Raw genomic sequence first — 26,450 nt, 5'->3', positions numbered from 1 at the left:
AGCCTGCACGGGTTTCCTAGACTAGCCTTGGTCGGCGAACAACCCCAAGAGGGCAGTTTTCGTCGAACTTACGTCATTACTGCATCTGGATTCCGGTTTTCAGCAGACTGGAAATCGCGAAGGCTGCCCGCCCCTGCCCGTATTCCCCGATCTCTCGGCGTTCGGCACGCTCCGGCCCCTTCCAGAGCCGGTTCCACCCGTTCTCGATCGTCTCGGTCCATTCGGTTTCGTCACGGAGCGTCGTGCACGGTACACGATGGAAATAGGCCTCCTTTTGAAGTCCGCCGGAATCCGTATAGACCTCTGTAGCGTGGTGTAACAGCTTCGCCATGTCTAGATAGCCGATCGGATCAATAACCCTTAGCCCATCCAGGCTCACTCCCATTCGGGCTGCGGCCTGCCGGGTCCGCGGGTGCAATGGCACGACTATCTGGTACTGCTTCGCGTGCTCCTGCAGAAAGTGCACGACCGCGCGAAGGTTCCGCGGGTCATCGGTGTTCTCCGCGCGATGCACCGTAGCGATGGCATATTCCTTCGGCGACAGGGACAGATCAGAAAGTATCGTCGAGCTCTTTGCAGCCCTGTCGATAGCGAACAGCGTGGCGTCATACATGACGTCGCCGACGTGATGAACGCCGTCGGTGACGCCTTCGGCCGCGAGATTTGCGACGGCGGTCCCGGTTGGGCAAAGATGCATCGTCGAGAGATGGTCGGTGACCAGTCGATTGATTTCCTCGGGCATGCGCCGGTTGAACGAGCGAAGCCCTGCCTCTACGTGAGCCACCGGGATGTGCAGCTTGGAGGCCGCGAGCGACCCGGCCAGTGTGGAGTTCGTGTCGCCGTAGACGACGACCCAGTCGGGCTTCTCCGCGAGCAGGATCGGCTCAATGGCCGCCAGCATCCGTCCGGTCATATCTCCGTGGCCACCGCCGTTGATATCGAGGTGATGGCGGGGCTCAGGAATGTCTAGTTCTTCGAAAAACACTGCGGACATGTTCGCATCGAAGTGTTGACCGGTATGGATCATCACTTCGGTAAGCCCGCCGGTTTCCCGAATTGCGCGACTGACGGCCGCCGCTTTGATGAACTGCGGCCGCGCGCCGACGATGGTGAGGATCTTCACGAGTACTCCCCAGAGACTGGTACAGGGTTGATCGTCATGTGGTGCTGCGTGGAAGATCCGCGCCTATGGTCTTGCGCAAGCCGTCCTCAAATCGCGTGAAACGATCGAGCTGAAACCGGCTTGCAAGCCGACCGAGATCAGGAACGATGCTGGCCGACGGTGTCTTGACGAGCTCGAATTTCGGCTCAACACCGAGCTGCCTGCCGATCATATCGGCAATTTGACGAATCGTCAGCATCTCTGGCGTCGCAACATTCAACGTTTCCGTCCAGCCATGTGTGACGCTTGCAAGGATGACTTCGACGACATCATCGACAAGAGTCGGCGTCAGACGAACGCCCTCGCCGTTGTCGGTCAAGTGAACCGCCGTGCCGTCACGAACTCGACGTACGAGCTCCGGGATGAGACGACCATGTTGACCGGGTCCGTAGGGAAAAAACAGTCTCAAGATGTTTAATGCGAAGACGCTGGCGAACGGCCTTGCGATGATCTCCGACGCAAGCTTGCTCGCCCCCAAAAAGCCGGCGGGAGCCAGCGATTTGTCTTCCTTCAGAGAGCCGACGAACGGCTCGTATACGGCTCCGGATGACACCAGGCAGAACTGTTTGACCTTGGATTTCGCTGCCCATTCGAGCAGGAACATCGTCATCGCCACGTTGACCGCAAACATGTCGCCCGCATCCGCCGGAAAATGACGGTAGTTGCGCGACTGCGCGAGATGAATGACGACGTCGACTTTGTCAGGCAGCTTGGGGAAATCAATTTCCGCCCGCCCGTCCCAAATCACCTTGTCGCCGAAAGCGACCGGCGATTCGGGCCGGCAAACACAAAAGAGCTCGTGACCCGCGGCAACTAGCCGAGGACCAAGTGTAGAGCCGACAAACCCGGTGGCCCCTGTCAGCAATATCCGCATGTTCAAATCAGGCTAAAGGCTTCGTCGCAAGGACGGAGATCCCATTCGGATTAGAGTCGTTGAAGCTGTAGGTCTCTACACCCAATCCCTTCAGCCAGCCCTCGACTTCCTCCTCGGTGTGCTGCCAGGCATTGTGAGGATGATACCAGTCGAAATTGACCATATTGTTGGTCTCGTAGTCGAAGGCTTCGTTCCAGAAGCATTTCAGGAAATTGTAATAAAGCAACCGTTGAACGTTGTGCTTGCCTGCAGGAATTCCCAACGCGGGAATGGGTTTCTTGAGCTCGATGGTCGCATTCAGGCGAGACAATTCGCGTCCGAGCTCGGTGATGCCTTCGCAAGCCGCATAACACTCTTCCGCCGAAAGCGGCATGAAGTTTTCGCGCAGGTAGCCGTCGGTAAATACGCGGACAGCGCCCATCTTCCGGTAGACATAGAAGAAGAACTGTCCGCCCGGACGCACCTTCTTGTATAGCGCTTCCACAGCCAATTGAGTGTTCGGCGTGTGATGCAGCACCCCGTCTGCAATAATGAAATCGAATGTGTCGTCAGGAAACGGTGCTTCCATCAGATCGGCCTGAACCACGCAGCAATTGTGCAGATCGCGGGTATTCTCGAAGGTCGTGAACGCCGCATCCGAAACGTCAAGTGCGAACACCTCGCCAGGACAATTCTCAGCGATGAAGCGAGTGTTGAACCCAGAGCCCGGCCCAACCTCCAACACGCGCCGCTTGGCGCGATAGAAATCCTGAAGCGCGTCAATATCCGGCAGACCGAGCTTCTTGCAGTACCAGCCGAACAGAAATTCCTTGTGCTCGGGCTCCAAGCCGTACTGCTTGAAACGCCGCCACTTGTCGGAAAAGGTTTCGTTGGTCTTGGCTTGTTCGCTGGCCTCCGGTCGTGTTGGAGCCGTCACCGGTTCCTTCAGTCCGTGGCGCGCGCAGAAGTCCGTCAGGTCGGGTTTCATCGGCCCACCCAGGAAGCACGGAACTCCCTGTAAGATCGGATACCAAACCGACGGCTCATGCGTCCGAAGCAGACCCTCGAGCACATGACCATCGACCTGAGAGAAAACCTCCAGGTTCAAGGCCTGGCCGGCAGGCCGCAGCAGAGAACTGTCGACAGGTCGCATGAATTAATACCTCGTGTCGCTATCAGACGGGACCGCCGTAGGCGCCGTGTTGTCGGCACCATGCTTCGAAACTCAACAGGCTCCATATCAAGGCGACGTGGTTAGCCTTCTCGGAAAAATGCTCGTCAAGAATCCGGCGGACGAATGCATGTTGCAGTACGCCTCTCCGCTTGATTCGGGATTCCGAAAGCTGCTCCTCGATCCATGGACGAAGGATTCCTCTGTACCAGGAAGCATCCGGCGGTCCAAAGCCCATTTTCGGCTTGCGGTATATGACCTCCGGCACGAGCGGCCGAACAGCTTCGCGAAACAGAATCTTTCCGGTTACGCCATCGGACAGGAGCTTCCAATCGACGTTGAGCAAGTAGTCCACAACCTCGTTGTCCAGGAGCGGCACCCTCGCTTCCAAAGAGTGCGCCATCGACAATTTGTCTTCTAGGACCAGCAGACCTGGCAGGTAGGTCGTAAAATCCACGTGCATCACGACGTCCCACGGATCTCGTGACGGCGCCGCATTGATAGCGTCATTGATCGCCGCGACTGGATCAAATCCGGCCGCGGCCCGGAGAAACTCCGGCGTGAACGCGTCTCCGATTTGTTGGGCCGAAACAGGAACGTTCAAATTGGCCCTGTACAAAGCAAAAGGATCTGTCGGCGACGGCCTTCGATACCTGACCGAACGAAGCCATCGAGCTGCCCGCAGCATCAGCGATGCAGGCCGAGACACGATAGCGTATCTCCCTACATAGCCTCCGGTAACCTCGTCACCGCCCGTGCCTGACATTACGACCTTGGCGTCCTGGGCGACCCTGCGCGCAATCAGATAGTTCACATAAGCCATGCCCATTCGGGGATATTCGAGCGCGGCGACTGTGGAGTCCAGATTGGTTGCCAACGCATCCTGCGGCACCGTCAACTCAATGCGCTCGATGTCCAAGCTCTTGGCAACGGCACGGGAGAAATCCCGTTCGTCGACAAAGCTATCCGCTCCGACATTCTCCAGGTCGAAAATGCAGGAATACGCCCGCACATTATGATCGATCTGGTGGGCGGCGGACGTGATGGCCGAACTGTCGATCCCGCCCGAAAGATAGGTCATCACCGGAACATCGGCGGCCAACTGTCGCCGCAGCGCAGCCTGAACGATCTCGGCGAATTCGCCGGAGGCTTGCGACAGGCTGGGCGAGTAAACGCGGTTGTAGGACGCCGACCAGTACGTTCCGCGGGAGTGGCGGCCTCTCGCGAAACGCTCGAAAGTGCCGGGCTGCAGAAGCCGAGCGTCGCGGAACGGAGTACGCCCGTTCCAGTTATTCATCAGTGTAAAATATTCAAGCGTTGCGGACGCATCAAAGGCCTTCTGGACCAGACCGCTGGAATGCAGGCAGCGAACCTCTGAACCGAAGACCACACCCCCGCCGGGCAAGTTTGAGAGGTAAAGCGGTTTGATTCCGTAGCGGTCGCGGGCCACGACAAGTTCGCCTTGCTTCTCGTCCCAGATCGCACAGGCAAACATACCGTTGAGCCGCGAGAACAAATTCGTCGCCCATTGCTCCCAGCCATGGACCAGGACTTCCGTGTCCGAGTGATCCGTCATAAAGCGATGGCCAGCCGCCTCGAGTTCCTTGCGCAGCTCACGGTGATTGTAGATCTCACCGTTGAATATCACCCAAACGGTCCCATCCTCGTTGCGCATCGGCTGGTGGCCTGTCGCAAGATCGACGATCGAAAGGCGGCGAAAACCGAGCACGACGTCGGGTGAGGAATAATAGCCGCTGTCGTCGGGGCCCCGATGCTCAATACTCGATGTCATTCGCCGAATGCGTAATTCCGCGTCCGAACACGAACCGAAATGCAAAATGCCGGAGATACCGCACATGTGAATCTGGCCAGCGCGACGGATCAGGAACCGGCGGGGGTCAGCACAAACAAGCTGTGCGTATCGTGATAGGCTGCAAGCATCGCATCGGCGATATGATCGTGGTTGTGCCAGCGCTCGACGTAACGACGGGCCTTTCTTCCCAGTTCGGGCCACTCGTCCCGGCGTTCCAGAATTGCAGCGATATCCTCGGCAAGCCGTCCGGGATCGATGTTCAGAATCGCCAAATCGTCCCTCATCGCTTCAGGCACGAATTTCAGGTCGCTTTCCCGAATGTAGCATGCCACCGGCTTCCCCATCGCCATCATCTCAACGGCAAAGCCGCCGTACCAACCTGCAAGCACCTGGTCAATGGCAAGATCGGCCGACCGGTAGATGGCCAGCGCCTCCTCGTGGGTCTTTTTTTCGACCAGGATCAACTCGAATTCAAATCTCGATTTCAAGAGCTCCAGAGCATCGAGAATGAGCTGGGTACCCTTGATACTCCCGTCGCTGGGAGCATGCACAATCTTGGGCTTGCCTCTTGGCGATGGGTACTGAGGCGCAAATTTGTCGATTTCGACATTGGCATAGGGCAGAAACTGCCCCGTCGGGACGAGGTGGCCGAGTTCCGGATTGAGATAGAACACGCGGTCGAACAGCGGCAGAACGTGGTCGATCAGGTGTCGACGCCGCGCGTCCAGCATGCTGATGCAGGTCTCGTACGCTGAACAGCGGCCCTTGCTGCACATGGTCCACTGATTTCGCTTGTTACCCTCTCCTGCCAGTCGCGCGTCGCACCCCTGAAGCGTCATGAATCTCTTGGTGCGGAGACGCTTGGCTATCCTGAGATCAATTGTCGCCAGAAGATTGAGCAGGCGGCCCCTTCGAGTGGTTTCAGGGAACGGAAATCCCGGATACAGGAACGTCAAGCCGAAGTAGTAGTGCAGGACATCGTAGCGAAACAGCGCCAACAGCCCAAAAGCGGCACTGCGAAGCGTCTTTTGAAAGCGGCTAGTGCTGTCGTCGTACAAGACCCGGTCCACCGGATACTTGAACCAAGTGCCGCTTCTTACCACCAGGTCGCTGCTGTTGCCGCGGCGCCGTTCCGCGCGCGAGAGCGACCAAGGCTGATTGCCGATGTTGAAGGGGCCGTGAAGAATTCTCATCGCGCGTCCACCCCTTCTGACGCAACCAATCCGGGATTGCGACGATCGGCCTGGCCGAAGACAAGCCTCGGCCCGAGGCCGGTCGCTCGTTGTTTGCGCCGATGGCGGTGCTTTCTCACGAACGTCATGTGTCGGATGTCCCGGTAGCGCCAAGTTGTTCGGCGCCACATTGTCTTGAGACCTGAAACGGATGCTGCCAGCCGGTGGCTACCGGAATGGAGTTTCGCCGTGTCTCTTCCTGCGCGCGCATTTTCCTTATCCGGCTCAGCACTGGGGGCGGGAAGTCTGCGGTATCCTCGTAGAGTTGCCCCAAACGGGTAGCAACGGCCGAAACCGTGTGCCACCGTTCCACGTAGCGCCGTCCTTGCTCGCCGATCAGTCGAAGACGGCTTCGGTTATCCATCATCCAAAGCAGGACCTGCTCGAGCTCGTCTGGGGTCGTGTTGATGATTGGGCATTCGTCCGGTGCATCGACCAGAGCTCTGCTCCTCACGAAGCTCAGCACCGGCTTGCCGAGCGCCATCCCTTCCAGGGCAGTATAGCCGTATGCGCCCCCGATAAACTGGTCGGCAACGACGTCGCTCTCGGCAAACAGGCTGAGGACCTGACTGTTACGAACGCCCTGTATCTTGAAGTATTCGATTTGATGCCCCTGAGCACGCAGCTTCTCGATCACTTGCTCAAGGTACGTTGATCCCTTGAAATGCGTGTGATTTGGAGCATGAGCGATCCGAAGTGAGCCAGACGAGGTGCCGGGACCGGATGCCCTCGCTGGACCCAGGTCAAGCGGCCAGTAATTGATATGTCTCGCTGTCGGCATGTAGGTCAGCATGTCGCCCAGCGAAACCAAGGCCGTCACCGTCTTGTCCAATTCGGAGACGTATCGCTGAGCATCGGCATCATGACACGTACAGTATTTGGGCGGCTCGGTGCAATCGACGCAGAAATTCCACCTGCCCAGCGCCAATGTTGCCTGCCTGGTGCGAACGTCCGCGCCATAGGCGTAGACATAGACCCGCTTGCCAGCGCGCCGGAGCGCGGCAAGCTCCTCGAAATTGATCTGCAAGCGGGCCGTCGAATCCAGCAGCCCGCGATCCGCAAAAAAATGAAACACATCATACCGCAGCAGAGCCCAAGCAAGAACCAGCCGCTGAAACGCAAGGCCAAGGCCGAACGAACAGGCGAATGCATAGGGACGCCTGAGATTGATGTCGAACTGCGAGGTTATGATGTAGGTGACATAAACAAGAGACGTTGAGCGAAACCCGAGCGCTCGATCCGCCTTGGCTTTCAGTGGCAGCGTCAAAATTGGTGTTACGCCCCACAGCGTTCGAACGCGGCCCAACCTTAACCGCATGGCGCCGAATCGTGGACTGAGCCAAATAGCGGCATCCAAAATTGCCTTCGAGACTGCGGTGCCGGCCGGCGGGATGAAGACCAGGCGAGCGAGCTTTCGACTAAGCGCTCTCAGCTGGTAGAGAATCAGGGTGTTCCGATCTGGTGAACGCGCAATCGACCAGACAGTAAGCAGCCATCTGCGGACTGTTACGGGGAGCACGCGCCTGGAGGCCGCTCTTAACCGGTCATACATAGCGAAATTACCTGCAGAGACAAATGTTCTTAGGACAGGGCCGTCGTTGGCCAAAACGAATCTAGCCATGCGGCATGTCGCCGAAATGCCGTATTGCGGCATGCCATGAACGGAAGCAGGTTATACATGCCGTCACTAGCGGATGACACGTTGCATCATCGCCGTGGCAGCTGCTTGTAGACTTCCACCAGACGCTGCCATTCACGCCCTGCATCAAGACTTGCGAGCGTTACGCCTATGTTGGCGCGGAGCCTGGCAGTCAGATCCGCCTGCTCGATCAGCTTGTTGATGGAACGGGCGATCGACTTCGGATCGTACGGGTCGAACATCAACCCGACCTGGTTACCTGACACGAGACGTCTTGCTTCCGGGTAATCGGCGGCCAGGACCGGCAGATCCGAAGCGAGGTATTCAAAGATCTTGTTGGGCAGGGCAAACGTAAAATTCCTGCACAGAGCCGGCAAGGTCCAAATGCCCGCATCAGCGCCCCGCGCGGCCGCTACGACATCGTGGGAGGGCACGGGAGGCAAGAGAATGAGCCGGCCTTCAGCACCGATCTCGGCCGCTAGCTTACGATACCCCTCACCGAACAGATCAAGCGAAGGCCCTCTGATGACGAGCACGCACTTCGTTGCGTATTCCAAAGCCTGAATAATCGGCTCTATCAAGCGGGTGGGCCCCGTTCCGCCTTGCCAGAGCAGGACGAAGGTCGATTGATCGAGACTCAGCTGTTCCTTGAGCGGCGGATATTTCTTCGTCGGGCTGCGGTGAATGTTAGGTATGTTCCGCACCACCAAGGGACGCTTGCCTCCCAATTCCGCGTTCATGGCATCGGCGATTGAATCGCAAACCGTGACCGTGGCGGACGCCTCACGCAAACAGCGAGCTTCCAGTTTCTGCAATTGCCGCTTCCAAGGCTGCGGATATGGCAAGTACTCCTTGCGCCCCGAGTCCCAATGCACGTTCTCTGAAAACCATTCATGAAAGTCCACAATCAGATGGGCGCCGGTGACGTTGGCTGCGGCAAGCGCGACATAGGCCGTATTGAGATCGTGTGCATGAAACGCAAATGGCTTTAGCGTGACGGCGGCGGCATAGAGCTGATTTCCGACATATCCGGGAGATTCGCTGACGAATGACGCTGCCGTCCAATTCAGCCATTTGATCGACACCGACGGCCCCCAATCGATCTTGAAGCTTTCTCCGGCCCCGTCGGACGGCTCCGGACAAAGCACCGTGACCTCATATCCGGCCTCGGCCAGCGCGCGAGCCTCGCGCTCCACGCGAGGATCGATCCGGAGATCGGATACTACAAGCATGACAACCTCCGTCCCGCTGGCATTCGTGCCGATCCGGGAGAAAGGACCTTGCCGCGAAGCCGCCCGGAGCAACGGAAGGCGCTGACGCATCAATTCCGCGTTCTGCAAAAACATGGTGCTGATACGCAGATATCTCGACCGCACGCCACGGACGACCCGCGCTGGGAATTCCAGTTTACGCGCCAGCTTCGGTCGCCGCGAGTTGACGAACCACCAAACCGGGCGCAACCACTTCTTCAGCCTAGGATACCGCGCTACCACGGTTGTCATAGCATTCAACAAGCTCTTGCCCCTTTCGTTCTCGACACCGCCGCATTCGCATGGATGCACAGCGCTCGCTTCTTTGGCGCCCAATGCGAACCGGGAAGCTGCTCGCGTTCAATGGCACGGCCTATAGAGCGAGAGCCTTGGCTCTCTGATCCATTTTGGCTGCTTCGAGCTCGGGAAGATCTGCCGTCTCCACGTACAGGCTTGCCAAATGTCCCGCGAGTGCCTCTATCGAGTAGTTTCGCTTGACATAAATTGGCCCGGCCGCTTCAGCCACAGAGAGGCGCGTGCGGTCCGAGACAAGATCTCTCAGGACATCCTTGATCGTATCCGGATCGGCGTAGATCACTGGACAGGTGTCGAGATTTGCAACACCTACTCCTGCGTGCAAGTAGCAGATCACGGGGCACCCCGAGGCCATCGCTTCGACAGCGGTCAGCCCAAACGATCCGCTCACAAGTTGATCAACAAGGACGTCGATCGTCTGCATTGCGGCCAGGATCTCGTCATTTGGCTTTCCACTGAGCTGCAGGAGCTCAATACGATATCCCTCCGACTGCAGTTCAAGCACAGCCTTCTCAAGATACCTGGATCCCTTAAAATAGGGATGGTTTGGAAAGTGACCAACAAGCAATTCCCCACCCCGGCGCCCCACAAGTTTTCGCGGGTTAAACTTGGCAACATCCACCGTAAGATACGGGACATTCCTGGCGCCAGGAATCAGCTTTGCGGCAAGACCGTGCGCAACGACCGCTGTCGAATATTCTCTGATGGTCCCCAACATGCTCGCCCCGCCGGCATCGTCGCAGACACAATACTGGCCTGGCTCAGGACATTCCGAACAGAAGCTCCATTTTCCCAAGGCTAGAGTCTTATTGCGCGTTCGGTGGTCAGCGCCATACGCATACGTGTAGAGACGCTTTCCCGCCTCTCGATACAGCTCCATTTCCCGCACTGCGATTCCAAAGCGCGGGCTGCCGTAACCGCCCGCAGGCTCAATAATTCCCCGGTCATTGTACAGGTGAAAGAAATCGAAATTCGCAATGGCCCAGATCAATATGATCCACCTAAACAAATAAACGTCCTCACTGCGCTCGGCGGCAAGCCGCGACTGAATCTCGGCGAAGACGAAATCAAAATCCGATGCCGTGTGATAAGTGGTAAATACGACTGAACTCGCATTCACGTTCAGAGCACGATCCGCCGCGACGCACGCGCGAAGACTGACGATTGGCGTGACCCCCCATAGCGAGTTGAGATGGCCGGCCAGGACTCGCTTCTCGGAGATCTTGCGGCAATCGCCAACAAAGGCGTTCCAGAAATCCTGCGCGTCGGTAGATTGATCCGGATTGAGGAAGGGCCGCAAGACATCCAGGAGAAGAATGACCTGCGAATAATCCTTTTCAACAGCAATTCGATCTGCCGTTTGCAAGAGGTTCTCGCCTATCCTTGCAAGTGAGCTATTTGGGAACAGCTTTCGCGAAGCTTCGCGAAAGCTCGCGTTTCGTCTTGCGAACCGCTTGAGATTGGGAAAGTCCGAATCGATCCCAAACAGCTTTCGAACCGACCAAGCCAGCCTTAGCGCAAACACAACGGGACGCCTCAAGTAACGGCTCGATTTACGGTATCGGCTACGAACTCCTGATCCTGCTCGGTCATGCCGGGAAAAATGGGCAGCGTAATCGTGGTGTCCTCCGCAAGTGCCGCCCTTGGAAACTGCTCGGCCTTGAGTCCATACTTGCTCTTGTAATAGCCGAGCCGATGTACCGCGTGGGTGCCCGGCCTGGTTTGGATTCCCGCCGCCGCCAGCGCCGCCATCACCGCGTTACGGCGCACTCGATTCCCCTCGGAGAGGCGAATGACGTAGGACTGATACGTATGTCCATCGACGTCCCCGCCCAGCGGTCGCCCGATCGAATTGTTTCCGGCTAGCAGCTCGGAATAGCGACGTCCGAGACGTCTGCGCTCCGATAGCAAACGGTCGAGCTTTCCCATCTGTGCAACTCCGACAGCCGCCTGAATGTCCGATAAGCGCAAATTGAAGCCAAGGTTGTCGAACGTCGCCATCGTCCACGGACCATGCGGCTCAATCGACGAATCCGGCGCGCCCGTGGAGCCGTGGTTTCGTTGCGATCGCACGCGCTCGGCGAGATCATCGCGGTTCGTGGTTACAGCTCCTCCCTCTCCCGTCGTAACCGCCTTACGCGGGTGGAACGAGAAGCAAGCTATATCGCCGATCGCGCCAACCGGTGCGCCCCTGTAAGTGGTGCCGATCGCGCAGGCAGCATCCTCGATCACGGCAATGCCCTGACGCTCCGCAATGGCTTTTATTTCATCCATCGGTGCGGCAAGGCCGAACAGATGGACGGCGACAATTGCCTTTGTTCGCGGCGTAATCGCCGCCTGAAGGGCATCCGGGTCGATGTTGAAGGTCGATAGGTCGATGTCGACGAATACCGGTTTTGCGCCAACGTATTCGGCCGAATGCGCACTTGTCACCCACGTGAACGCCGGAACAATAACCTCGTCTCCAGGACCGAGCTTGAGCGCCATCGTCGCCAAATGCAGGGCGGCGGTGCATGACGTGCAGGCGAGCGCATGTTTCACGTCCTGCTTCTCGGCGATAAGCCGCTCGAACCGCTCGGTGAACGGGCCTTGCGTGACCCATTTCGAGCTGAGACATTCCCGAAGCAACTCTATTTCAGTCTCGTCGAAACTTGGCTCTGTGATGTTCATCTAACTGTTACTCTTGATGCAGATATCCCGTCCACCTCCTACGAACCATTCCGTAGTTCGCTGGTGAGTTACCGGGACGATCATTGACCTTTAGGCCGAATACACTTGAACCTTGTGCCCGGCCAATTTTGCCTTCACCTGGTCGAAGTAGACCGGACTTATGGCGAGCGCTACGTGGCGGATGCCCAGCTCGTCGATCTTGTCCAGTCCGCCCACCAGGCGACCATGAATGCCGCTTCCCCACGTCGATCGGTTCTCATCGAGGTACGCCGAAATCTCCGCCACATCGAATCCAAAATAGAACGGAGCGAACAGGCCCGAGGGTCCCAGTCCAAAGATCGCGAACGGCTCTCCCGCTGCACGCGCTGCCGTCTGGCAACGGTTGATCGCCTCCATCGCATTCCCAGCAACAGGCAAATTCTGGTCCAGCACGCTCCGGTTGACGGCCGCTACGTTCTCGATCGAAGCTGCCGGATGGCCGTTCTTTCTAAGCAGCACGAAGATCGGGACACCCGCCTCCTTCGACGCGACCACATCAAATCCGGCAGCTTTCGCCAACGACGTTAGGCTGTGGATCGTAAGCTTCGAAAGGTGATCCGCACAAAACAGGTCGTTGGGATTGCGTGCGAAATTGGGAACACGAATGTAGAACAACCCGGACTCGTGCAGACGCTCGTACCCCCATCGAAGCATGTCGAGCGGGTTCTCCACATGCTCCAAGACGCCGAGTGCCACGACCAAATCGAACCTCGCCGCGCCGGCATCGAACACCTTGTAATCGCAGTGATGAATTGAGGCGCTCGGAAACCGTTGCTTCAACACATCGAAAGCCGAACTCGGCTCGAACGCGGTGGCCCGCCATTCCGTCGATTGCTCAAGGAAGTGTCCCAGGAAATCGCCTTTTCCGGCCCCCACCTCCAGGATCGCTCCCTGCGAAGGCAATTCGCTCATCTCTCTCAATATCTGATGCGTGCGCTCCGCCTGCGAAATCGGCGCCGGGCCCGAAAAGCTCTGAATGGCCGCGTTTGGGCTTCTCATCATCAAGCTGTAGCTGTCCTTGTAGAAGGCCTCACTCCAGCCACGCGTGCCGCCGGCGTTGAATATCAGCCCACAGCCCGAGCAGAGCCGATTGTCCAGCGAAGCATTGCGCAGCACCATCATATCGGACGTGATGCAAGTGCCCGAAAACGACGGATAGAGATCATGCAACTGATCGGAACTACAGACCGGACAGCGAACAGACATCGGTTCATTCTCCTTCGAGGGTACCGGGAAATCCAGGTTAAGCGACGGCATGCTCTTCAAGACCGCGCAGGATCATCGCTTCCCTGCATGGAAAACGCGGCGCGATACTCTCGCCGAACACATCTCTGCGGATCAAGACGTCGGGCTCATTGTAGCCGACCATTGCCCTGAGCGAGGTGGTTCCGGAGAACCTCGGATTGATCTCGAACGGAATGACCGCACCATCCACCACGCGACATTGGACGTTCACGGGAGCAGTGGGCCCAAGGGACGCGGCGATTGCCTCGCACGCTTCTCGAACCTGAGGCCAATCGGCGACATGTCCCTGTGAGATACCCGTCGATACAATCAATCGAGAGCCGAGCTCGCCCCGCGAGGTCCGGTTCGGTACCTGAGTTCGGATCGTCAATGCATTGTTTATGACGCGCCTTATCGCGATCGAGTTGATGAACGAGCCATCTCTCCCGAACAATACTCCGACGGTGTATTCCTCGTTGGAGCTGCCGACATACTCCTGCAATATGAAGCATTCGCATATCCCCAGCAGGTACTGCGAGAACGCCAGCAATTCGTTCCTCGATTGCACGATGAAGACATTCGCAGAGCCGCCTCCGCCGACCGACGGTTTCAAGATGGCCGGCAGTTGGTGCCACGCTTCCGTATCCTCGAGCTTGCGCACCTCGATGAATTTCGGGGTACGAAAGCCGCGAGAGGTCAGGTGCGCCATCGTTCTGAACTTGTCCTGGCAGATCTCGAGGACCGCGGGAGGGTTGACGGGCACATAGAATCCATCGGCTTCCAGCAACGGCTTGGATCGGCTGAAGACCGCCATCTCCGGCTCGGAGCCGTGAAAGATCGCAAGACATTTCTCCGATTGGGCCAGGGATCGCAGCTCATCGAGATACTTCGGATCGGTTGCCCGCGGCAGTTGGACGAACTTATTGACACGATTGCGGTTCGCGCAGGCATCGCTGGTATCGGTCCCGACGATATTGTATTCGATCTCGCCAAGCCGAAGCGCCTTCAAAATCTGCTCGCCGTGCCCTCCGCCGCCAATTCCTGTCAGCAAGACCTTTGCGCGCCGAGTCTTCATGCTTGTTCTCCCGTCATAGGCTGAGAACATCGATCCAACAGTGCGGCAACCGACGATGATAGCAAATGGCGCGAAAGTACGCGTTCACAGCATGCCGAGATGTCGTACCTGATGATCTCAACGTCCCGCTGATCGACATTGAAGATACAGACCGTTCCGCGAAGGTCCTGTCCTCTTGGCAGGCCACAACTGCCGACATTCACAAACAGCTTCTCATCTTGCCGACGAACAAACGGATGGTGCGTGTGGCCCATGAACACGACATCTGCATTCACGTTCATAAAATCGGTCAGGCTGGTGTCTGGATACACGTAACCGGCCAGGGGATCGGACGGACTGCCGTGAACAAACAGAATATCAGTTCCCGGCCTGCTGAGCCTGAGCTGTGACGGTAGCGTCATCAGGAAATCTCGCTCGTCATCGCTGAGCTTCGCAAAAGTCTCGCTGTGGCGGTAGACTTTGTCGAGGTCGGCGGTCGCGCTTCGTCGCACCAGCATGTCGTCGTGATTTCCCCTGATCGAACGGATTTCACCCTGACGAAGCAGGGACACCACGCCGGCATCCGGAATGTATCCGACGGCGTCGCCGAGGAAATAGACGGCGTCGACGCCGGCTTCCGCCAACAGATTCAATCCAAGCTGAAACGCTTCCACATTTCCGTGAGCATCTGACAGAACACCTAGCAGCATTTCGGTTCAACTCAGCAGATGGCGAACCTTTTCGAGAACGGAGCTGCGCCCACGATCTGAAGCAACTGCCGTGGCACTTCGCGATGCACTTTTTCCGAACCATTCGAAGCACTCACTCATCGTCCAGGGCAGGAATCCGTCCTCGACAACCTTAAGGACCGCCTGGTGCATTCCTCGCGTCTTGTCAATGTTCTCGGGATGGAGATTGATGACGATCACCCCGGGGACGCCGCTCGCCCGAATCCGGTCGGCTAGATCCAGTACGCACGCCGCCGACTGGACATCGTCCCAACCGTGCACGAAGACGATCCCATCTCCGATGGCGGTAAGGATGCTCCAGTGCTCCGTTAGTTCATCGTCAAGCAGTAGTCGCGCCGGGAGGAGCGAGCCATTGATGATGCGGCCATCCAATCCCGGCAGATTGGAGCTCCCTTCGACACCGTGGTCGTTCCACGTTGCCGCATGCCCCCAATAGCCGTCATTGAGGAAGCCGTGGTTTCGAACCGTGCGCGCGTCCTCGCCCGTCAATTGCCTGAACCAGTCCGCCTGCTCGCAAAACAGCTCTCTGTATTGGTCGGGACGATCAAGCGCATCGGGATGAAGCCCGAGTTCAACGCGCCGACCCTCTCCAAGCTGCTGCAACGAAGCCTTGTCGTGCTTCGTGAGCGGATGAAGAAAATAGGTGATCGGCATCGACCCCAACGCCTCTTGCTGCTGAGCATAGCGATGCAGCGGCGCCTGGTCGTCATCGCCGGTCACGACGATCGCGCCGGGTGCCCCCTTCGGCAACATCGGTGATCTGGCCAGACCGCAGAGCTTTTCCAACGCATCGGCCAGCGCTTCACACCACCAATCCGCCGGCCGTGCACGAGCGTCTTCGCCGGCAAGCTGGGGTTCGAACAGGTAGTTTGGCCGCTCGCCGGCGTAGCCCCACTGCGCTTCCGTTGGCCGCCTTGCGGCCGCGGCTGGATCGCCCTGGCGATAGCGAACGACGTCCGAAACCAAATCGGTTCCGATGAATAGGATCCGGCCTCCCGCGACCACGTCGAGGTAAAGCCAAGCGGCGCATCCCTGGTCGTCGGATACGACCGATACGCCATCCGCCGAGGAAAAGCGCATGTAGGAATGCAAGGTTCGCAGCCTTCTCCAGGCATTGGACCCCGCCATCTCGGCTTGCAGAGCTTGTGGCGAGCCGGTGGTTCTTGCCTGCAGGACGACGGCAAATGCTTCAGCAAATTCGAGTGCGGGCAGCATCGCCACGACCGTCCCCCCGCGAGCAAGAACTTCGCGCGCCTCGACTACAGCCTCCTGCCGGGGGCGATACAATACGACAGGCACTCCGTCCATAGATGCCGAGGCCCCGGGAAGGCCAAAAATCCGGAGAAGATGAGCAACAAATTCGCCTCCGGTTCGCGCAGATGCCGAGGTCGATGCAGCACCATGTCCAATCTTCAAATCATTCCGGATTGCGGGAAGCTGTTGAATGTATTTCTCGGGGCGTCGAAACAGGCTGCCCTGAATGATAGGCAAAGACTTCGATCCGAACTTGGTCTTGAAGCGCGACACCTTGGAAATTGGCCAGTCTCGCGGCACTTCAGGAAACCACGGCCCCAATCGGTAGGTTTGAAAGCCAGCGCTCTTCGCCCATACCATCGCGCTCCAGTGGAGAAAATCGTTTGGCCTGAGCTTCAATTCATCGGGCCGTGAAACCCCCGCCAAGAAGTGCACGGCATTCTTGTCACTCAACAGGATCAGGCCTGCCGCTCGGGTAGCCGGAGTACGCGCGAACAGCAGATGGGCGCGACCCTGGGGAAGGAATTGGTCCAGGATCGCTTCGTAATAGTCTATGGGCGGGAGTACCTCACCGGTCCTTGTGGCGGATTCCTCGGCGATCTCCACATAGCTCCGCAGCGCGGAACGATCGTTGGCAGGCTCGAATTCGAAACCCGCCTTGATGGCCTTTCGAACCGCCCTGCGACACCCCTCATCCAAACTCGCGAACAGATCATTCTCGGATCGATCAAGATCAATCAACTGATCAGCATTAACCGTCGAAAGGCCCGGAAACGGCATCATTCCATTCGGACCAAAAGCAATTCCCAGCTGGAATCCGAAGTCACTCACCCAGAAAGGAATTTCCTCGCGTGAAGTCGAGCGATTGACCGGCGCGAGGTTATGAGTATTCAACTGAATGCGATCGACATCGTACAGTTCGGCAAGCCTGAATATTTCCTCCATGGCCGCCGAGCGCACGGCCCTCCTGGTGCTCCGACCGATTGCTTCGCTTGTCGCCAAGCCGGCATGCCGATGGATTCCCGAATGAAGCAGTCGTTCGCCGAACGGTACCCTTGCCCCCTCGTCCAGATAGAGCGGCTGTATTCCGAGCACTTCGTCGTTTTCAACGAGAGCAAACGACAAGTTGGCGCCCACAAAGAACCGCTCCTCGATCGCAACCCACGCAGCGTCGTGGTTCAGCCACGCCTCGGCCGAGGACGCGGCCAGCAGGTTCCAGCGATCAGGACCGAGTTCGTGAAACCTGAGGATCTTCATTTTGCGGTGAATATGACGTTGAAGCGAGTGCCGGCATACGGATTGCGCGGATGAATGTCCGCAATTCGGGTCTCAACTTGAAGACGACTTCCGAACTGGACAAAGTCGTCTTTGGAAAAATAATACGACACGATCTCCGGCTTGATCTCCCGGACTGCGTCCTTATCGGTCAATCCCAAATAGTTCGAAAGTCTTGCAAGAGGGCCGGCCTTCTCGGCCTTGACCAAGGTTTGCAGGGGGGGACGACTCTGTTGCGTGCCAAATCCGGCGGCCAATCGAGCCGAGATTTGCTGTGACTGCTCGATTTCGTTCTGATCCGGGATAGAACCGACCAGCACGCGCCCGCCGCTTCGCACCACGCGCAGCATTTCGCGGATGATCTTCTCGCCTGTCTCAAACGCCGGAAAATTGGAGAACACGTCGTAGCACAATGCAGCGTCGAACTCGCGATCTCCAAATGGCAGGTTCTGTCCATCACCTTTCCGGAACTCGGCATTGGCCAGCTTTAGCCGCCGTGCGACACTGAGAGGAGCCTCCGCAAGATCGATCCCGACGTATTTGCCAACCTTCGGCGCAATCAGGGATGCCAGAAGGCCAGCCGCACACCCGACTTCCAGCACCTTGGAAGTCTGATCAAGCTGCATCAGATCAAGGACATGGGACTTGAGATCGGAAAGCAGGTTTTGGTCGGTCCAGAGCAGCGGATTTCTGCCAGCGAGATAGCAGAGGTCATCCAGCGTGGGCACCTCCGAAATCTGTCTCGCGCGCAGCTCGAAGAACGCCTCAAGCTTTTCCTGCCAATCACGATCTGTCATTTGTGCTATTCAGTGCTCTCTATCCGACATGTGAATTTCGGGTCATAGATATAGTTGAAGTGCCAGAGGGAATTCCGGGCAACCGAGAACTGAGCGGCCTTTTCCACGTAGTGGAGAATGGCTTCCGATCCCTTCGGCAGCATGTGACGGCAGAGAGCCGCGGAAACGAAGTACTGGCCCTCGCCGAGGGCGAGTTCCGGTATTTCGTAGACGATGCTCCCGCGCGCCGGCAAAACGCCGTCCGCGTCCAGAAACATGCCACCGTCATAGCCTTCAATTCCCGCGACGGCTTGCAGGCGGCCGCTATCGATCCGCAAGCTGGCGTAGATCTGCTTGTGCTCCGTTGTTCCTGACCACGAGATCCGCACCCGAAGCGGCTGACCGTTCGTTACGAGGCCCACCGCCCGGCCCTCGGCATCGATCACCTCGACCGAGGCAATACGCAGCGTATCGCCGCCAAGCTCATATTTGCCGGTTTCGGACGTGTTCTCGACCGCCTGGCTTAGCTTCTGCGTTGCCTTGAGATTGCGCGCTTCCTCAAGATCCCAGACACTCTGCTCATACGCCTTGCTGACGCGCTGAGCATTGCCTTGCATCAGGACCCGCCCCTTCTCGATCCAGATCGCCTCGTCGCACAACTCGCCGATCAATCCACTCGAATGCGAGACGAACAAGACCGTAGCTCCGCTTTCACAGATCTCGCGAACGCGCTTCATGCACTTGTGAACGAACGCCGCGTCGCCAGCCGCAAGAGCCTCGTCGACGATGAAGATTTCCGGATCAACGCTGATGGCCGTGGCGAACGTGAGTCGAGCCTGCATCCCGCTGGAGTAGGTCCGGAATGGCTGATCAATGACATCTCCAAGCTCACTGAAGTCGATGATCCAGGGAACCTTCGCCTCTATTTCCGCCCGCGACATTCCCAGGCACATGCCGCCCAGGACGATATTGTCGCGGCCCGACACATCCGGATGAAAGCCGGTCCCCAACTCCAGAATCGCGGACAATTTGCCAGCCACCTCGACGCGCCCAGTTGTGGCATCCAGCAACCCGGCGATGATCTTCAGGAGCGTGCTCTTCCCGGCTCCGTTGGGCCCGATGATGCCGACCACGCAGCCCCGCGGCACTTCGAACGAGACGTTCTGAATTGCCCAGTGCTCGACGTGTCGAGGCTTGCCCGTAACGACTTCTTTCAGGAAATCCAACGGCTGCTGGTAGAGCCGGTAGGCCTTTCCCAGACCGGTGACACGAATGGCGTATCCGGGCACCGATGAGCCGATCAGCGGATTTAGCGCGCCGGCTAGCTGATTGTCAGAGAGCATTGCCATAGTAGGGCTTCAACTTTTCGAACGTGCGGTATCCGAGCCCCAGGCTCAGCAACGCAAACAGGAGAGTGACCACCCAGGCGTAGGGATGCTTGAACGTGCCGAAGAAGAGGACGTCCTGATACACCCAGACGACGTAGCTGAACGGATTCGAATAGATCAACGGGCGAAGGACACTTGGCATCCAATCCGGGAGATACACCGTCGGCATCAAGTACATGACAATTGAGGTGAAGACCGTGACGATATCGCGCAAATCACGGAAAAAAGGCGTGATCGCAGAAAGAGCAAAGCTCAAGCCGATCGCCAGAATGCCATGCATGACCAGCACCACCGGAAGGAGCAGCACCATCCAGCTGAGACCACCAACGTAGGCCTTGTAGAGAATGACCAGCGCGAGCGCAGGCAGATGAGGGATCGTTGCGGCGATCGTCGCTGCAATCGGCAGCACCTCGATCGGAAACACGACCTGCTTGACGAGATTTGCGCTTGCGAGCAGTGCCCCGGGACCGCGAACGATCGCAGCTTGTAGCATCAGCCACGGGACAAGACTGGCCAGGATGTAGGCGGAATAATCGCCGGGGAAATCAGCGTTAATCGCCAACTTGCTGCCCAACACGAATCCAAAGATAAGCAGGTACGTCGCGACGATGACCAGGGGATGTATGAATATCCACAAGGCACCAAAACCATGCATCGCATGGGCGGCGCTTAGGTCACGATGCACCATCTCTCGCAAGAGCTCGCGATATCGCCGGATCTGTTTGATGCTGATCCATAGCGCTTGGGAATTGCGGTACGGAGACAAGCCGACCCGTACCCATCTCGCTGCCGGAAAAATGCCGCTCATGTTCTGACGTCAGCTCTCATTTGCACGTGACTAAAAGTAGCTTTCCATGATTTGCTCGAGATTGAGCAGGGACCAAATCAGCAACCGCCGGTTCTCGCGCCCCTCCAGGTGATCGTCGACGAGTGAATGGACGGTCTTCCGGTCGACCAGATCGTAGATGCGGGCGCTGTTGCTGAAGAGCCTGCGCTTGACGTAGTCGATGCTCTCGCCCTTGAACCAGCTTGCATCCGGTGCGGAGAAACCCTGCTTCTCGCGCTCGGCAACCTCTTCAGGAATGTGCCGGCTCATCATCCTGCGCAGGATCAACTTGCCGTCTCTCGTGCGCTCGTAATAGCGCTGCGCCTTGCCGCCTGGTTCGTTCTCGTTGAGACGAACAACCTCGGTCAGGTTTCCAAGCTTCAATTTGGCCGGAAGCTTCATTGCGAAATCGACGAGATCGTTGTCGAGAAACGGCACCCTGCTCTCAAGCCCGTGTGCCATTGCAAGCTTGTCGTCGACCACGAGCAACCCGTTAAGGAACGTCTTGGCCTCGAAATAGAGCGAGTGATTGACGTAATCCTCTGGACGCGTCAGCTGCGGAGCGTGGTCCTTGAAGACGCTCCGGAAAATCTCGATCGGCGACGCGCGGCTCGCATCGCTCCACACCGGAGCCATCAATCGCGGAAGCGTTCCGCTCGGAACCATGCGCTGCCAGAAGCCGAAATATTTCTCGACGTAGTGGTCGAAGTCATCGTTCACCACGGCCCTGTAGTAACGCCAGGGATACCCGCCGAACAGTTCGTCTCCTCCCGTCCCGCTCAAGACGACCTTGCCGAACCTCGAGGCCAGCTTCGCCGCGTAAAAATTTGGATACGACTGTCCGACGCGCGGCTCCTCGAGATGCCAGGCGAGGGTCGGCAGAGCACGCTCCATATCGCCGGCCTTGAGCACCATTTCATAGTGCTCGGTCTTGAAGCGGTACGACATGTACTCGGCTTTCGAGCGTTCGTCGTAGCCAAGCTCGACGCCCGAGGCAGAGCTAAGGTCGAAGCCCACGGTGAATGTTCGCATGAACGGCAATTGCGCGGCAGCCAGCGCCGTGATCGAACCGGAATCCATTCCACCGGAGAGGTACGACCCAACCTCGACGTCACTGACCAGCTGCCGATTGACCGCCTGTTGAAACAGCCGGTCGAGTTCGTCGAGCGCATCGGCTTCGCCGATATTGCCTTCAGGCTCTTCGAAATGAAAATCCCAATACTGGACCGGCTCGGCCTTCTTCCCGGTCTGATCTAGCTGCATGTAGCAACCCGCCGGCAGGAGCTTCACGTTGCAAAAGAGCGTGCGATCCGTGAAGAAGTTCTGAAACGAAAGGTATTCAGCAAGTCCCTCGACGTCCAGGCGGGAGACGTATTCGGGAAACGCCCGGAAGGCCTTGTGTTCCGAGGCAAACAGGAACGTGCCGTTGATCTCCGCATAGTAGATCGGCTTCACCCCAAACCGATCGCGCGCGATGGTAAGCCTGCGCTCTTTGGTATCCCAGATTGCGAACGCGAACATGCCGTTGAACTTGAGCAGGGCATCGAGCCCCCACTCGGCAAACGCCTGGAGCAGAACCTCGCTGTCGCCCGACGAGTTGAACGTGTGTCCTCGGGACGACAACTCGAGCTTGAGTTCCTTGTAGTTGTAAATCTCCCCGTTGTAGGTCAGCACAAACCTGCCGTCGCGCGTCTCCATCGGCTGACGCGCCGCGTCGGTCAAATCGATAATCGATAACCGCCGATGACCAAGTCCGACAGGACCGTTGCAGTACTGTCCCTGGCCGTCCGGTCCGCGATGCGCGATGACGTCTGTCATCGCGGTCAGCGCGGCGATCGAAGCGGGTCGCCCGTCGCGGTGCAGAATTCCGGCTATGCCGCACATGTGTCGCTCGCCGATCTATTCAACGAATTCAGGTCCGCGAGTTCATATTTGTGCTTTTGCACGACGCTGCTCGACCTGATCGATGTGCTGCTTCCGCCAGTCGATCAGCCGACGCAGGCCCTCATCCAGGTCGATTGCGGCCGTAAAGCCGATCTCCCCCTGCGCGCGCTTCGGCGAGCCGATGCGGTTGCGAACCAGCGTCGCCTGACTGCGGGGCGCGTAGTTGACGGGCTGGTTGGAGCCAGTGAGGTTGAGCAATTTTTCGGCAATCTCCTTCAGCGAGGTGCGTTTTCCCGTACCGACGTTGTAGAAGCGGTCGGTGGCGGTCGCCTGCATCGCGCAAAGATTGGCCTGCGCGCAATCCTCGACCGCAACGAAATCGAAAGCTTCCGATCCGTCGCCCAGGATCGTCGGCCCCTCTCCCTTGTCGATTGCATCGAGCATCTTCATAATGACCGCGATATAGGCGCCGCGATAATCCTGCCGGGGGCCGTACACATTCATATAGCGAAGTCCGACATAGTCGAGGCCGTACCGGAAGTGGTAGGCGCGAGCCATCGCCTCGCCGCAGATCTTCGTGGCGCCGTAGAAGTTCTTGTTGTTGAAGGGATGATCTTCCGTCATCGGCTCCTCGACGGCGTCGCCATACACCGACGCCGACGATGACCAGACCAGCCGCTTCACTCCGTTGCGGACGCAGCCGTCCAGGACGTTGAACATTCCTTTGACGTTGACGTCAAAGGCCGTCCTCGGAAATTCGTGGCATTGCAGCAGCCAGAGCGCCGCGAACTGGAAGACGCCGTCGGCTCCTTTCAGGGCAGCATCGAGGATATCGGTCTGGGTAATATCGCCGCCGGCCTCGAAAACCTTGACGCGGGGGTCGCGCAACGCGACGGCAAGGTTTTCATGCGTACCACGTACGAAATTATCGTAAATGACGATCTCGCCGACATCGGTCTTCGTCAGCTGATCGACCGCATGCGATCCAATCAGTCCGGCGCCCCCGATAACGACTACCTTCTTTCCGCGAATGTCCATTCTCTTCAATCCTCGATTTCTACCAACGCTTCATTTTGAAGTTCATAGCGACGGTGAGTGCGCGGGCACACCAAATCGCTGCCCAGCCGCTCGCCTGCTCTGCTCATCCAGCCAATTCGTCGTGCTGGATTACCCGCCATCAGCGCAAATGCCGGGACATCCTTCGTGATCACCGCACCGGCCCCGATGAAGCAGTAGTCACCCAAGGAATGTCCGCAGACGACGGTCGCATTGGCGCCAATGCTCACCCCGCGCCCGATCGGCGTCTTGCGAAACTCATCCTTCCTCGAAACGTCGGCACGCGGATTGTTGACATTGGTGAAGACGCAGCTCGGGCCGCAAAACACGTCGTCGGCGAGCTCGACGCCGTCATAGATCGAGACGTTGTTCTGGATCTTGCAGCCGTTTCCAATCCTAACATTGGGGCCGATCATCACGTTCTGGCCGATCGAGCAGTTCTCACCGATGAGCGTGCGCGGCAGGATGTGGCAGAAGTGCCAGACCTTGGTGCCGCGTCCAAGCACTGCGCCGTCGTCGACGTAGCTGGATTGATGGATCAATACGCCCGGAAAGCGCGGATCTTCGCGCATCCCGCTCATTTGTGCATCGCCTTCTGGGCAAACGCGTGAACGCCATTGCTGCGAACGATCGGCGCCGTCCGAAAGGTGGAGACGATATCAATCGAGGGGCGGACTTCGTCCAGGCTGAAGCCTCGGCCGGCGATGATTTCCTCGTAGCTTCTGGTATGGAGATCGGTGAAGCCTTCGGAGAACTCGACCTCTTCACCGTCGACCGTGATCGAGCGAAAGGTCGTCTTCTTGCCTTTCACGCTGTCCGGCAGGTCGTTGCGGTCCAGAGACAGGAACCAGCTGACATCGGCGCGCTCGCACTCCAGCGAGCCGGCCGCCCGCTCCGCCTCGCGCAGATGCGCCTCGTTGCGGCTGGCGGGTCCAAACACGAAGCTCAGCATATCGAAGAAGTGCACTCCGATATTGGTGGCGACGCCACCGGATCTCGCCTCGGCACCTTTCCAGGAGGCGTGATACCAGCGTCCCCGCGACGTGATGTAGGTAAGCTCGACCTTGTGGCGCCTCTGTGATTTCGCGAAGCGATCCCGAAGCGCGATGATCGCCGGATGCAGCCGCAGCTGCAGGATGGTGGAGATGCGCCGGCCGGTATCGCGCTCGATCGCCGCCAGCCCGTCGATGTCGCCGGGATTGAGGACCAGCGGCTTTTCGCAGATAGCATCCACCCCGGAGCGAAGCGCAAATCGGCAGTGCGCGTCGTGAAGGTAATTCGGCGAGCAGATCGTCATGTAGTCGATCTTCTTGCCGTCGCGCTGCAACGCACCGACATGACGATCAAACAACTCGAACTCCGTAAAGAATTCGGCATCGGGAAAATGGCTGTCCATGATTCCCACGGAGTCATTTGGATCGTAGGCCGCAGCGAGCTTTCCGCCGGTATCGGCCATTGCCCGCATGTGTCGCGGCGCGATGTAGCCGGCGGCACCGATCAGCGCGTAGATCGTCATGAAATTCCTCTCTTCGAGCTTCTGATTTAGGCAAGCTACCGCACTCGGGGTGAATCGAGCGTCACACCCAAGCCAAAATAATCCATCACGCCTGCCAGGCGGCAGACGCACTCAAGCCGCAGCGATGAGATCCGCCCCGACGAGAACGCGAACCTTTCGGCCCAACAAGTTCAATAGAACCGCCACGCGATGGTGATCGCTGGCATCTTCCACGAGCGCAAGACTGTCGACGAATGCACCCTCGACGATTCGCACCGTGTCGCCCGGCGAGAACGCCGGCCTGCGCGCAAGGGCGACGAATCCGGTTTCATCCTCGCGCGATTTCAAGGCATCGATGACGCCATTTTCCACCGCGGCCGGCCGGTCTCCCACGCACACGAGATGTGAAACCCCGAGCGTCGATTGAATCGCGCGCCACCGCTGGGCCGCAATGTCGATCGCGACGAAGAGGTAGCGCGGGAATAGCGGTCGCGGCACAAACTCCACCTTCCGCGCATGACTGCGGCGCTTCTGATAACGGGGGAGGTAGGTGGAGAAGCCCTGCCGCACGAGGCCAGCCGCCGCTTTTGCCTCGGCATTGACCTGTGTCCGCACGACGTACCAGCGGGAACTGGACTCCATGGCGATCACGCTCCCAGCGACTGCTTCGGACGCAAGCCCAGCAGGTCTGGCGCGAGCACTTTCTCTGCCCCGAAATTGCTGACGGCCTGGTCGAATACACTTCGAGCGCCCGTCAAATGGGTCACAACGACCGCATCAAACGGCTCGTCCACCAGCGCATAGGAGGCAACCACCTTGACGCCGATGAACCGCGTCGCGGTTGCATCGGGATCAACGATAGCAAGGATCGAGATTGGCCCGTCGACCGCGCACAGGATCGCGATTTCGCAAAGGTCCGATTGTCCGGCGAGCACAACCCGCCTGAAGCCACGCGCCTGCGCGCGTTCAAACAGCCGGCCATATTCGTCCTTCGCCTTGCGGAAGAGCGAAAAGGAGTCCGAAAGGAATTGAACGGTCAGCCGCGATTTCTCGGAGAAGCCCTGCGGCGTGAGGTAGTAGGCATATCGCCGCGCAGGCGCCTGCCCGACCTTGACGAAGCCCTTCTTGACCGCTCGCTTCAGGTAAGCGTTGACTAGGCCGAGCGCGACGCCCAGTTCGGCTGCGATCCGCCGCTGCGATTGCGCACCATCCGCCTCGAGGGAGGTGAGCAGGCCGAGCACGAGCCGGTCGCTGTCATTCTCATCCGTCGGTAGAATGCCTGCCATCACACCTATCCCCACTGGGAGAGGCTGATAGCGCGTTCA

General features: G+C 58.3%; 22 protein-coding genes. All 22 read right to left on the bottom strand.

The window, feature by feature from the left end:
* Positions 1–76 precede the first annotated feature (76 nt).
* Positions 77–1,123, bottom strand: a complete 1,047-nt coding sequence (wecB, locus tag QA635_RS15605; RefSeq protein ID WP_283070132.1) for a non-hydrolyzing UDP-N-acetylglucosamine 2-epimerase — start codon at positions 1,121–1,123, stop codon at positions 77–79.
* A gap of 34 nt (positions 1,124–1,157) precedes the next feature.
* Positions 1,158–2,036 (bottom strand): NAD-dependent epimerase/dehydratase family protein, encoded by an 879-nt coding sequence (locus QA635_RS15600; RefSeq protein WP_229190128.1) that lies wholly within the window; start codon positions 2,034–2,036, stop codon positions 1,158–1,160.
* 7 nt (positions 2,037–2,043) lie between these two features.
* Entirely contained in the window at positions 2,044–3,168 is a 1,125-nt protein-coding gene (locus QA635_RS15595; RefSeq protein WP_283070128.1) for a class I SAM-dependent methyltransferase, read from the bottom strand.
* A gap of 22 nt (positions 3,169–3,190) precedes the next feature.
* The gene (gene asnB / locus QA635_RS15590; protein WP_283070126.1) at positions 3,191–5,044 is read right to left on the bottom strand and encodes an asparagine synthase (glutamine-hydrolyzing); all 1,854 of its coding nucleotides are present in this window, start codon (positions 5,042–5,044) and stop codon (positions 3,191–3,193) included.
* Between the two features lie 23 nt (positions 5,045–5,067).
* Positions 5,068–6,192, bottom strand: coding sequence for a glycosyltransferase (locus QA635_RS15585; RefSeq protein ID WP_283070124.1), 1,125 nt, complete (start codon positions 6,190–6,192; stop codon positions 5,068–5,070).
* Positions 6,193–6,316: 124 nt separating this feature from the next.
* The gene (locus tag QA635_RS15580; protein WP_283070123.1) at positions 6,317–7,549 is read right to left on the bottom strand and encodes a glycosyltransferase; all 1,233 of its coding nucleotides are present in this window, start codon (positions 7,547–7,549) and stop codon (positions 6,317–6,319) included.
* Positions 7,550–7,938: 389 nt separating this feature from the next.
* Positions 7,939–9,102: a glycosyltransferase gene (locus QA635_RS15575; RefSeq protein WP_283070121.1), complete on the bottom strand. Its 1,164-nt coding sequence runs from the start codon at positions 9,100–9,102 to the stop codon at positions 7,939–7,941.
* Between the two features lie 391 nt (positions 9,103–9,493).
* Positions 9,494–10,801 carry a glycosyltransferase gene (locus tag QA635_RS15570; protein WP_283070119.1) on the bottom strand — a complete coding sequence of 436 codons (1,308 nt, stop codon included), beginning with the start codon at positions 10,799–10,801 and terminating at the stop codon, positions 9,494–9,496.
* Between the two features lie 170 nt (positions 10,802–10,971).
* Positions 10,972–12,105, bottom strand: coding sequence for a DegT/DnrJ/EryC1/StrS family aminotransferase (locus QA635_RS15565; protein WP_283070117.1), 1,134 nt, complete (start codon positions 12,103–12,105; stop codon positions 10,972–10,974).
* Between the two features lie 90 nt (positions 12,106–12,195).
* Positions 12,196–13,350: a class I SAM-dependent methyltransferase gene (locus QA635_RS15560; protein WP_283070116.1), complete on the bottom strand. Its 1,155-nt coding sequence runs from the start codon at positions 13,348–13,350 to the stop codon at positions 12,196–12,198.
* Between the two features lie 37 nt (positions 13,351–13,387).
* A complete protein-coding gene (locus QA635_RS15555) occupies positions 13,388–14,443 on the bottom strand; it encodes an ATP-grasp domain-containing protein (protein WP_283070114.1) in 1,056 nt (351 codons plus the stop codon).
* On the bottom strand, positions 14,440–15,132 hold the full coding sequence (locus tag QA635_RS15550; RefSeq protein WP_229190118.1) for a metallophosphoesterase family protein: 693 nt from the start codon (positions 15,130–15,132) through the stop codon (positions 14,440–14,442). Before QA635_RS15550 ends, QA635_RS15555 begins: the two co-directional genes overlap by 4 nt.
* Before the next feature lie 6 nt (positions 15,133–15,138).
* Complete coding sequence (locus tag QA635_RS15545) at positions 15,139–17,682, bottom strand: GNAT family N-acetyltransferase (protein ID WP_283070113.1); 2,544 nt, start codon at positions 17,680–17,682, stop codon at positions 15,139–15,141.
* Positions 17,679–18,497 carry a class I SAM-dependent methyltransferase gene (locus QA635_RS15540; RefSeq protein ID WP_283070112.1) on the bottom strand — a complete coding sequence of 273 codons (819 nt, stop codon included), beginning with the start codon at positions 18,495–18,497 and terminating at the stop codon, positions 17,679–17,681. The genes QA635_RS15545 and QA635_RS15540 overlap by 4 nt, the downstream gene beginning before the upstream one ends.
* A 5-nt stretch (positions 18,498–18,502) precedes the next feature.
* Positions 18,503–19,825, bottom strand: a complete 1,323-nt coding sequence (locus tag QA635_RS15535; RefSeq protein ID WP_229190115.1) for an ABC transporter ATP-binding protein — start codon at positions 19,823–19,825, stop codon at positions 18,503–18,505.
* On the bottom strand, positions 19,809–20,672 hold the full coding sequence (locus QA635_RS15530; RefSeq protein WP_229190114.1) for an ABC transporter permease: 864 nt from the start codon (positions 20,670–20,672) through the stop codon (positions 19,809–19,811). Before QA635_RS15530 ends, QA635_RS15535 begins: the two co-directional genes overlap by 17 nt.
* Before the next feature lie 30 nt (positions 20,673–20,702).
* Complete coding sequence (gene asnB, locus QA635_RS15525) at positions 20,703–22,574, bottom strand: asparagine synthase (glutamine-hydrolyzing) (protein ID WP_283070110.1); 1,872 nt, start codon at positions 22,572–22,574, stop codon at positions 20,703–20,705.
* A 42-nt stretch (positions 22,575–22,616) separates the two neighbouring features.
* Entirely contained in the window at positions 22,617–23,612 is a 996-nt protein-coding gene (locus QA635_RS15520) for an NAD-dependent epimerase/dehydratase family protein (RefSeq protein WP_229190112.1), read from the bottom strand.
* A gap of 5 nt (positions 23,613–23,617) precedes the next feature.
* Entirely contained in the window at positions 23,618–24,211 is a 594-nt protein-coding gene (locus tag QA635_RS15515; RefSeq protein WP_283070108.1) for an acyltransferase, read from the bottom strand.
* Positions 24,208–25,257: a Gfo/Idh/MocA family oxidoreductase gene (locus tag QA635_RS15510; RefSeq protein WP_283070107.1), complete on the bottom strand. Its 1,050-nt coding sequence runs from the start codon at positions 25,255–25,257 to the stop codon at positions 24,208–24,210. The genes QA635_RS15515 and QA635_RS15510 overlap by 4 nt, the downstream gene beginning before the upstream one ends.
* Complete coding sequence (gene nusG, locus QA635_RS15505; protein WP_283070106.1) at positions 25,258–25,767, bottom strand: transcription termination/antitermination protein NusG; 510 nt, start codon at positions 25,765–25,767, stop codon at positions 25,258–25,260. It abuts the gene before it with no gap.
* Positions 25,768–25,772: 5 nt separating this feature from the next.
* Entirely contained in the window at positions 25,773–26,411 is a 639-nt protein-coding gene (locus QA635_RS15500; RefSeq protein ID WP_229190134.1) for a winged helix-turn-helix transcriptional regulator, read from the bottom strand.
* Positions 26,412–26,450: the final 39 nt, after the last annotated feature.

Origin of the sequence: Bradyrhizobium brasilense (assembly GCF_029714345.1) — a bacterium.
Lineage (GTDB): Bacteria > Pseudomonadota > Alphaproteobacteria > Rhizobiales > Xanthobacteraceae > Bradyrhizobium > Bradyrhizobium australafricanum.
Note: the sequence above shows the minus strand (reverse complement) of the source record. Positions and strands in the feature narration are given on the sequence as shown.

Excerpts from the sequence above, each read along its gene's own strand:
- QA635_RS15600 (WP_229190128.1), bottom strand. The coding sequence starts at position 2,036 with ATGCGGATATTGCTGACAGGGGCCACCGGGTTTGTCGGCTCTACACTT.
- QA635_RS15595 (WP_283070128.1), bottom strand. The coding sequence starts at position 3,168 with ATGCGACCTGTCGACAGTTCTCTGCTGCGGCCTGCCGGCCAGGCCTTG.
- asnB (WP_283070126.1), bottom strand. The coding sequence starts at position 5,044 with ATGTGCGGTATCTCCGGCATTTTGCATTTCGGTTCGTGTTCGGACGCG.
- QA635_RS15585 (WP_283070124.1), bottom strand. The coding sequence starts at position 6,192 with ATGAGAATTCTTCACGGCCCCTTCAACATCGGCAATCAGCCTTGGTCG.
- QA635_RS15580 (WP_283070123.1), bottom strand. The coding sequence starts at position 7,549 with ATGCGGTTAAGGTTGGGCCGCGTTCGAACGCTGTGGGGCGTAACACCA.
- QA635_RS15575 (WP_283070121.1), bottom strand. The coding sequence starts at position 9,102 with ATGCTTGTAGTATCCGATCTCCGGATCGATCCTCGCGTGGAGCGCGAG.
- QA635_RS15565 (WP_283070117.1), bottom strand. The coding sequence starts at position 12,105 with ATGAACATCACAGAGCCAAGTTTCGACGAGACTGAAATAGAGTTGCTT.
- QA635_RS15560 (WP_283070116.1), bottom strand. The coding sequence starts at position 13,350 with ATGTCTGTTCGCTGTCCGGTCTGTAGTTCCGATCAGTTGCATGATCTC.
- QA635_RS15555 (WP_283070114.1), bottom strand. The coding sequence starts at position 14,443 with ATGAAGACTCGGCGCGCAAAGGTCTTGCTGACAGGAATTGGCGGCGGA.
- QA635_RS15550 (WP_229190118.1), bottom strand. The coding sequence starts at position 15,132 with ATGCTGCTAGGTGTTCTGTCAGATGCTCACGGAAATGTGGAAGCGTTT.
- QA635_RS15545 (WP_283070113.1), bottom strand. The coding sequence starts at position 17,682 with ATGAAGATCCTCAGGTTTCACGAACTCGGTCCTGATCGCTGGAACCTG.
- QA635_RS15540 (WP_283070112.1), bottom strand. The coding sequence starts at position 18,497 with ATGACAGATCGTGATTGGCAGGAAAAGCTTGAGGCGTTCTTCGAGCTG.
- QA635_RS15535 (WP_229190115.1), bottom strand. The coding sequence starts at position 19,825 with ATGGCAATGCTCTCTGACAATCAGCTAGCCGGCGCGCTAAATCCGCTG.
- QA635_RS15530 (WP_229190114.1), bottom strand. The coding sequence starts at position 20,672 with ATGAGCGGCATTTTTCCGGCAGCGAGATGGGTACGGGTCGGCTTGTCT.
- asnB (WP_283070110.1), bottom strand. The coding sequence starts at position 22,574 with ATGTGCGGCATAGCCGGAATTCTGCACCGCGACGGGCGACCCGCTTCG.
- QA635_RS15520 (WP_229190112.1), bottom strand. The coding sequence starts at position 23,612 with ATGGACATTCGCGGAAAGAAGGTAGTCGTTATCGGGGGCGCCGGACTG.
- QA635_RS15515 (WP_283070108.1), bottom strand. The coding sequence starts at position 24,211 with ATGAGCGGGATGCGCGAAGATCCGCGCTTTCCGGGCGTATTGATCCAT.
- nusG (WP_283070106.1), bottom strand. The coding sequence starts at position 25,767 with ATGGAGTCCAGTTCCCGCTGGTACGTCGTGCGGACACAGGTCAATGCC.
- QA635_RS15500 (WP_229190134.1), bottom strand. The coding sequence starts at position 26,411 with ATGGCAGGCATTCTACCGACGGATGAGAATGACAGCGACCGGCTCGTG.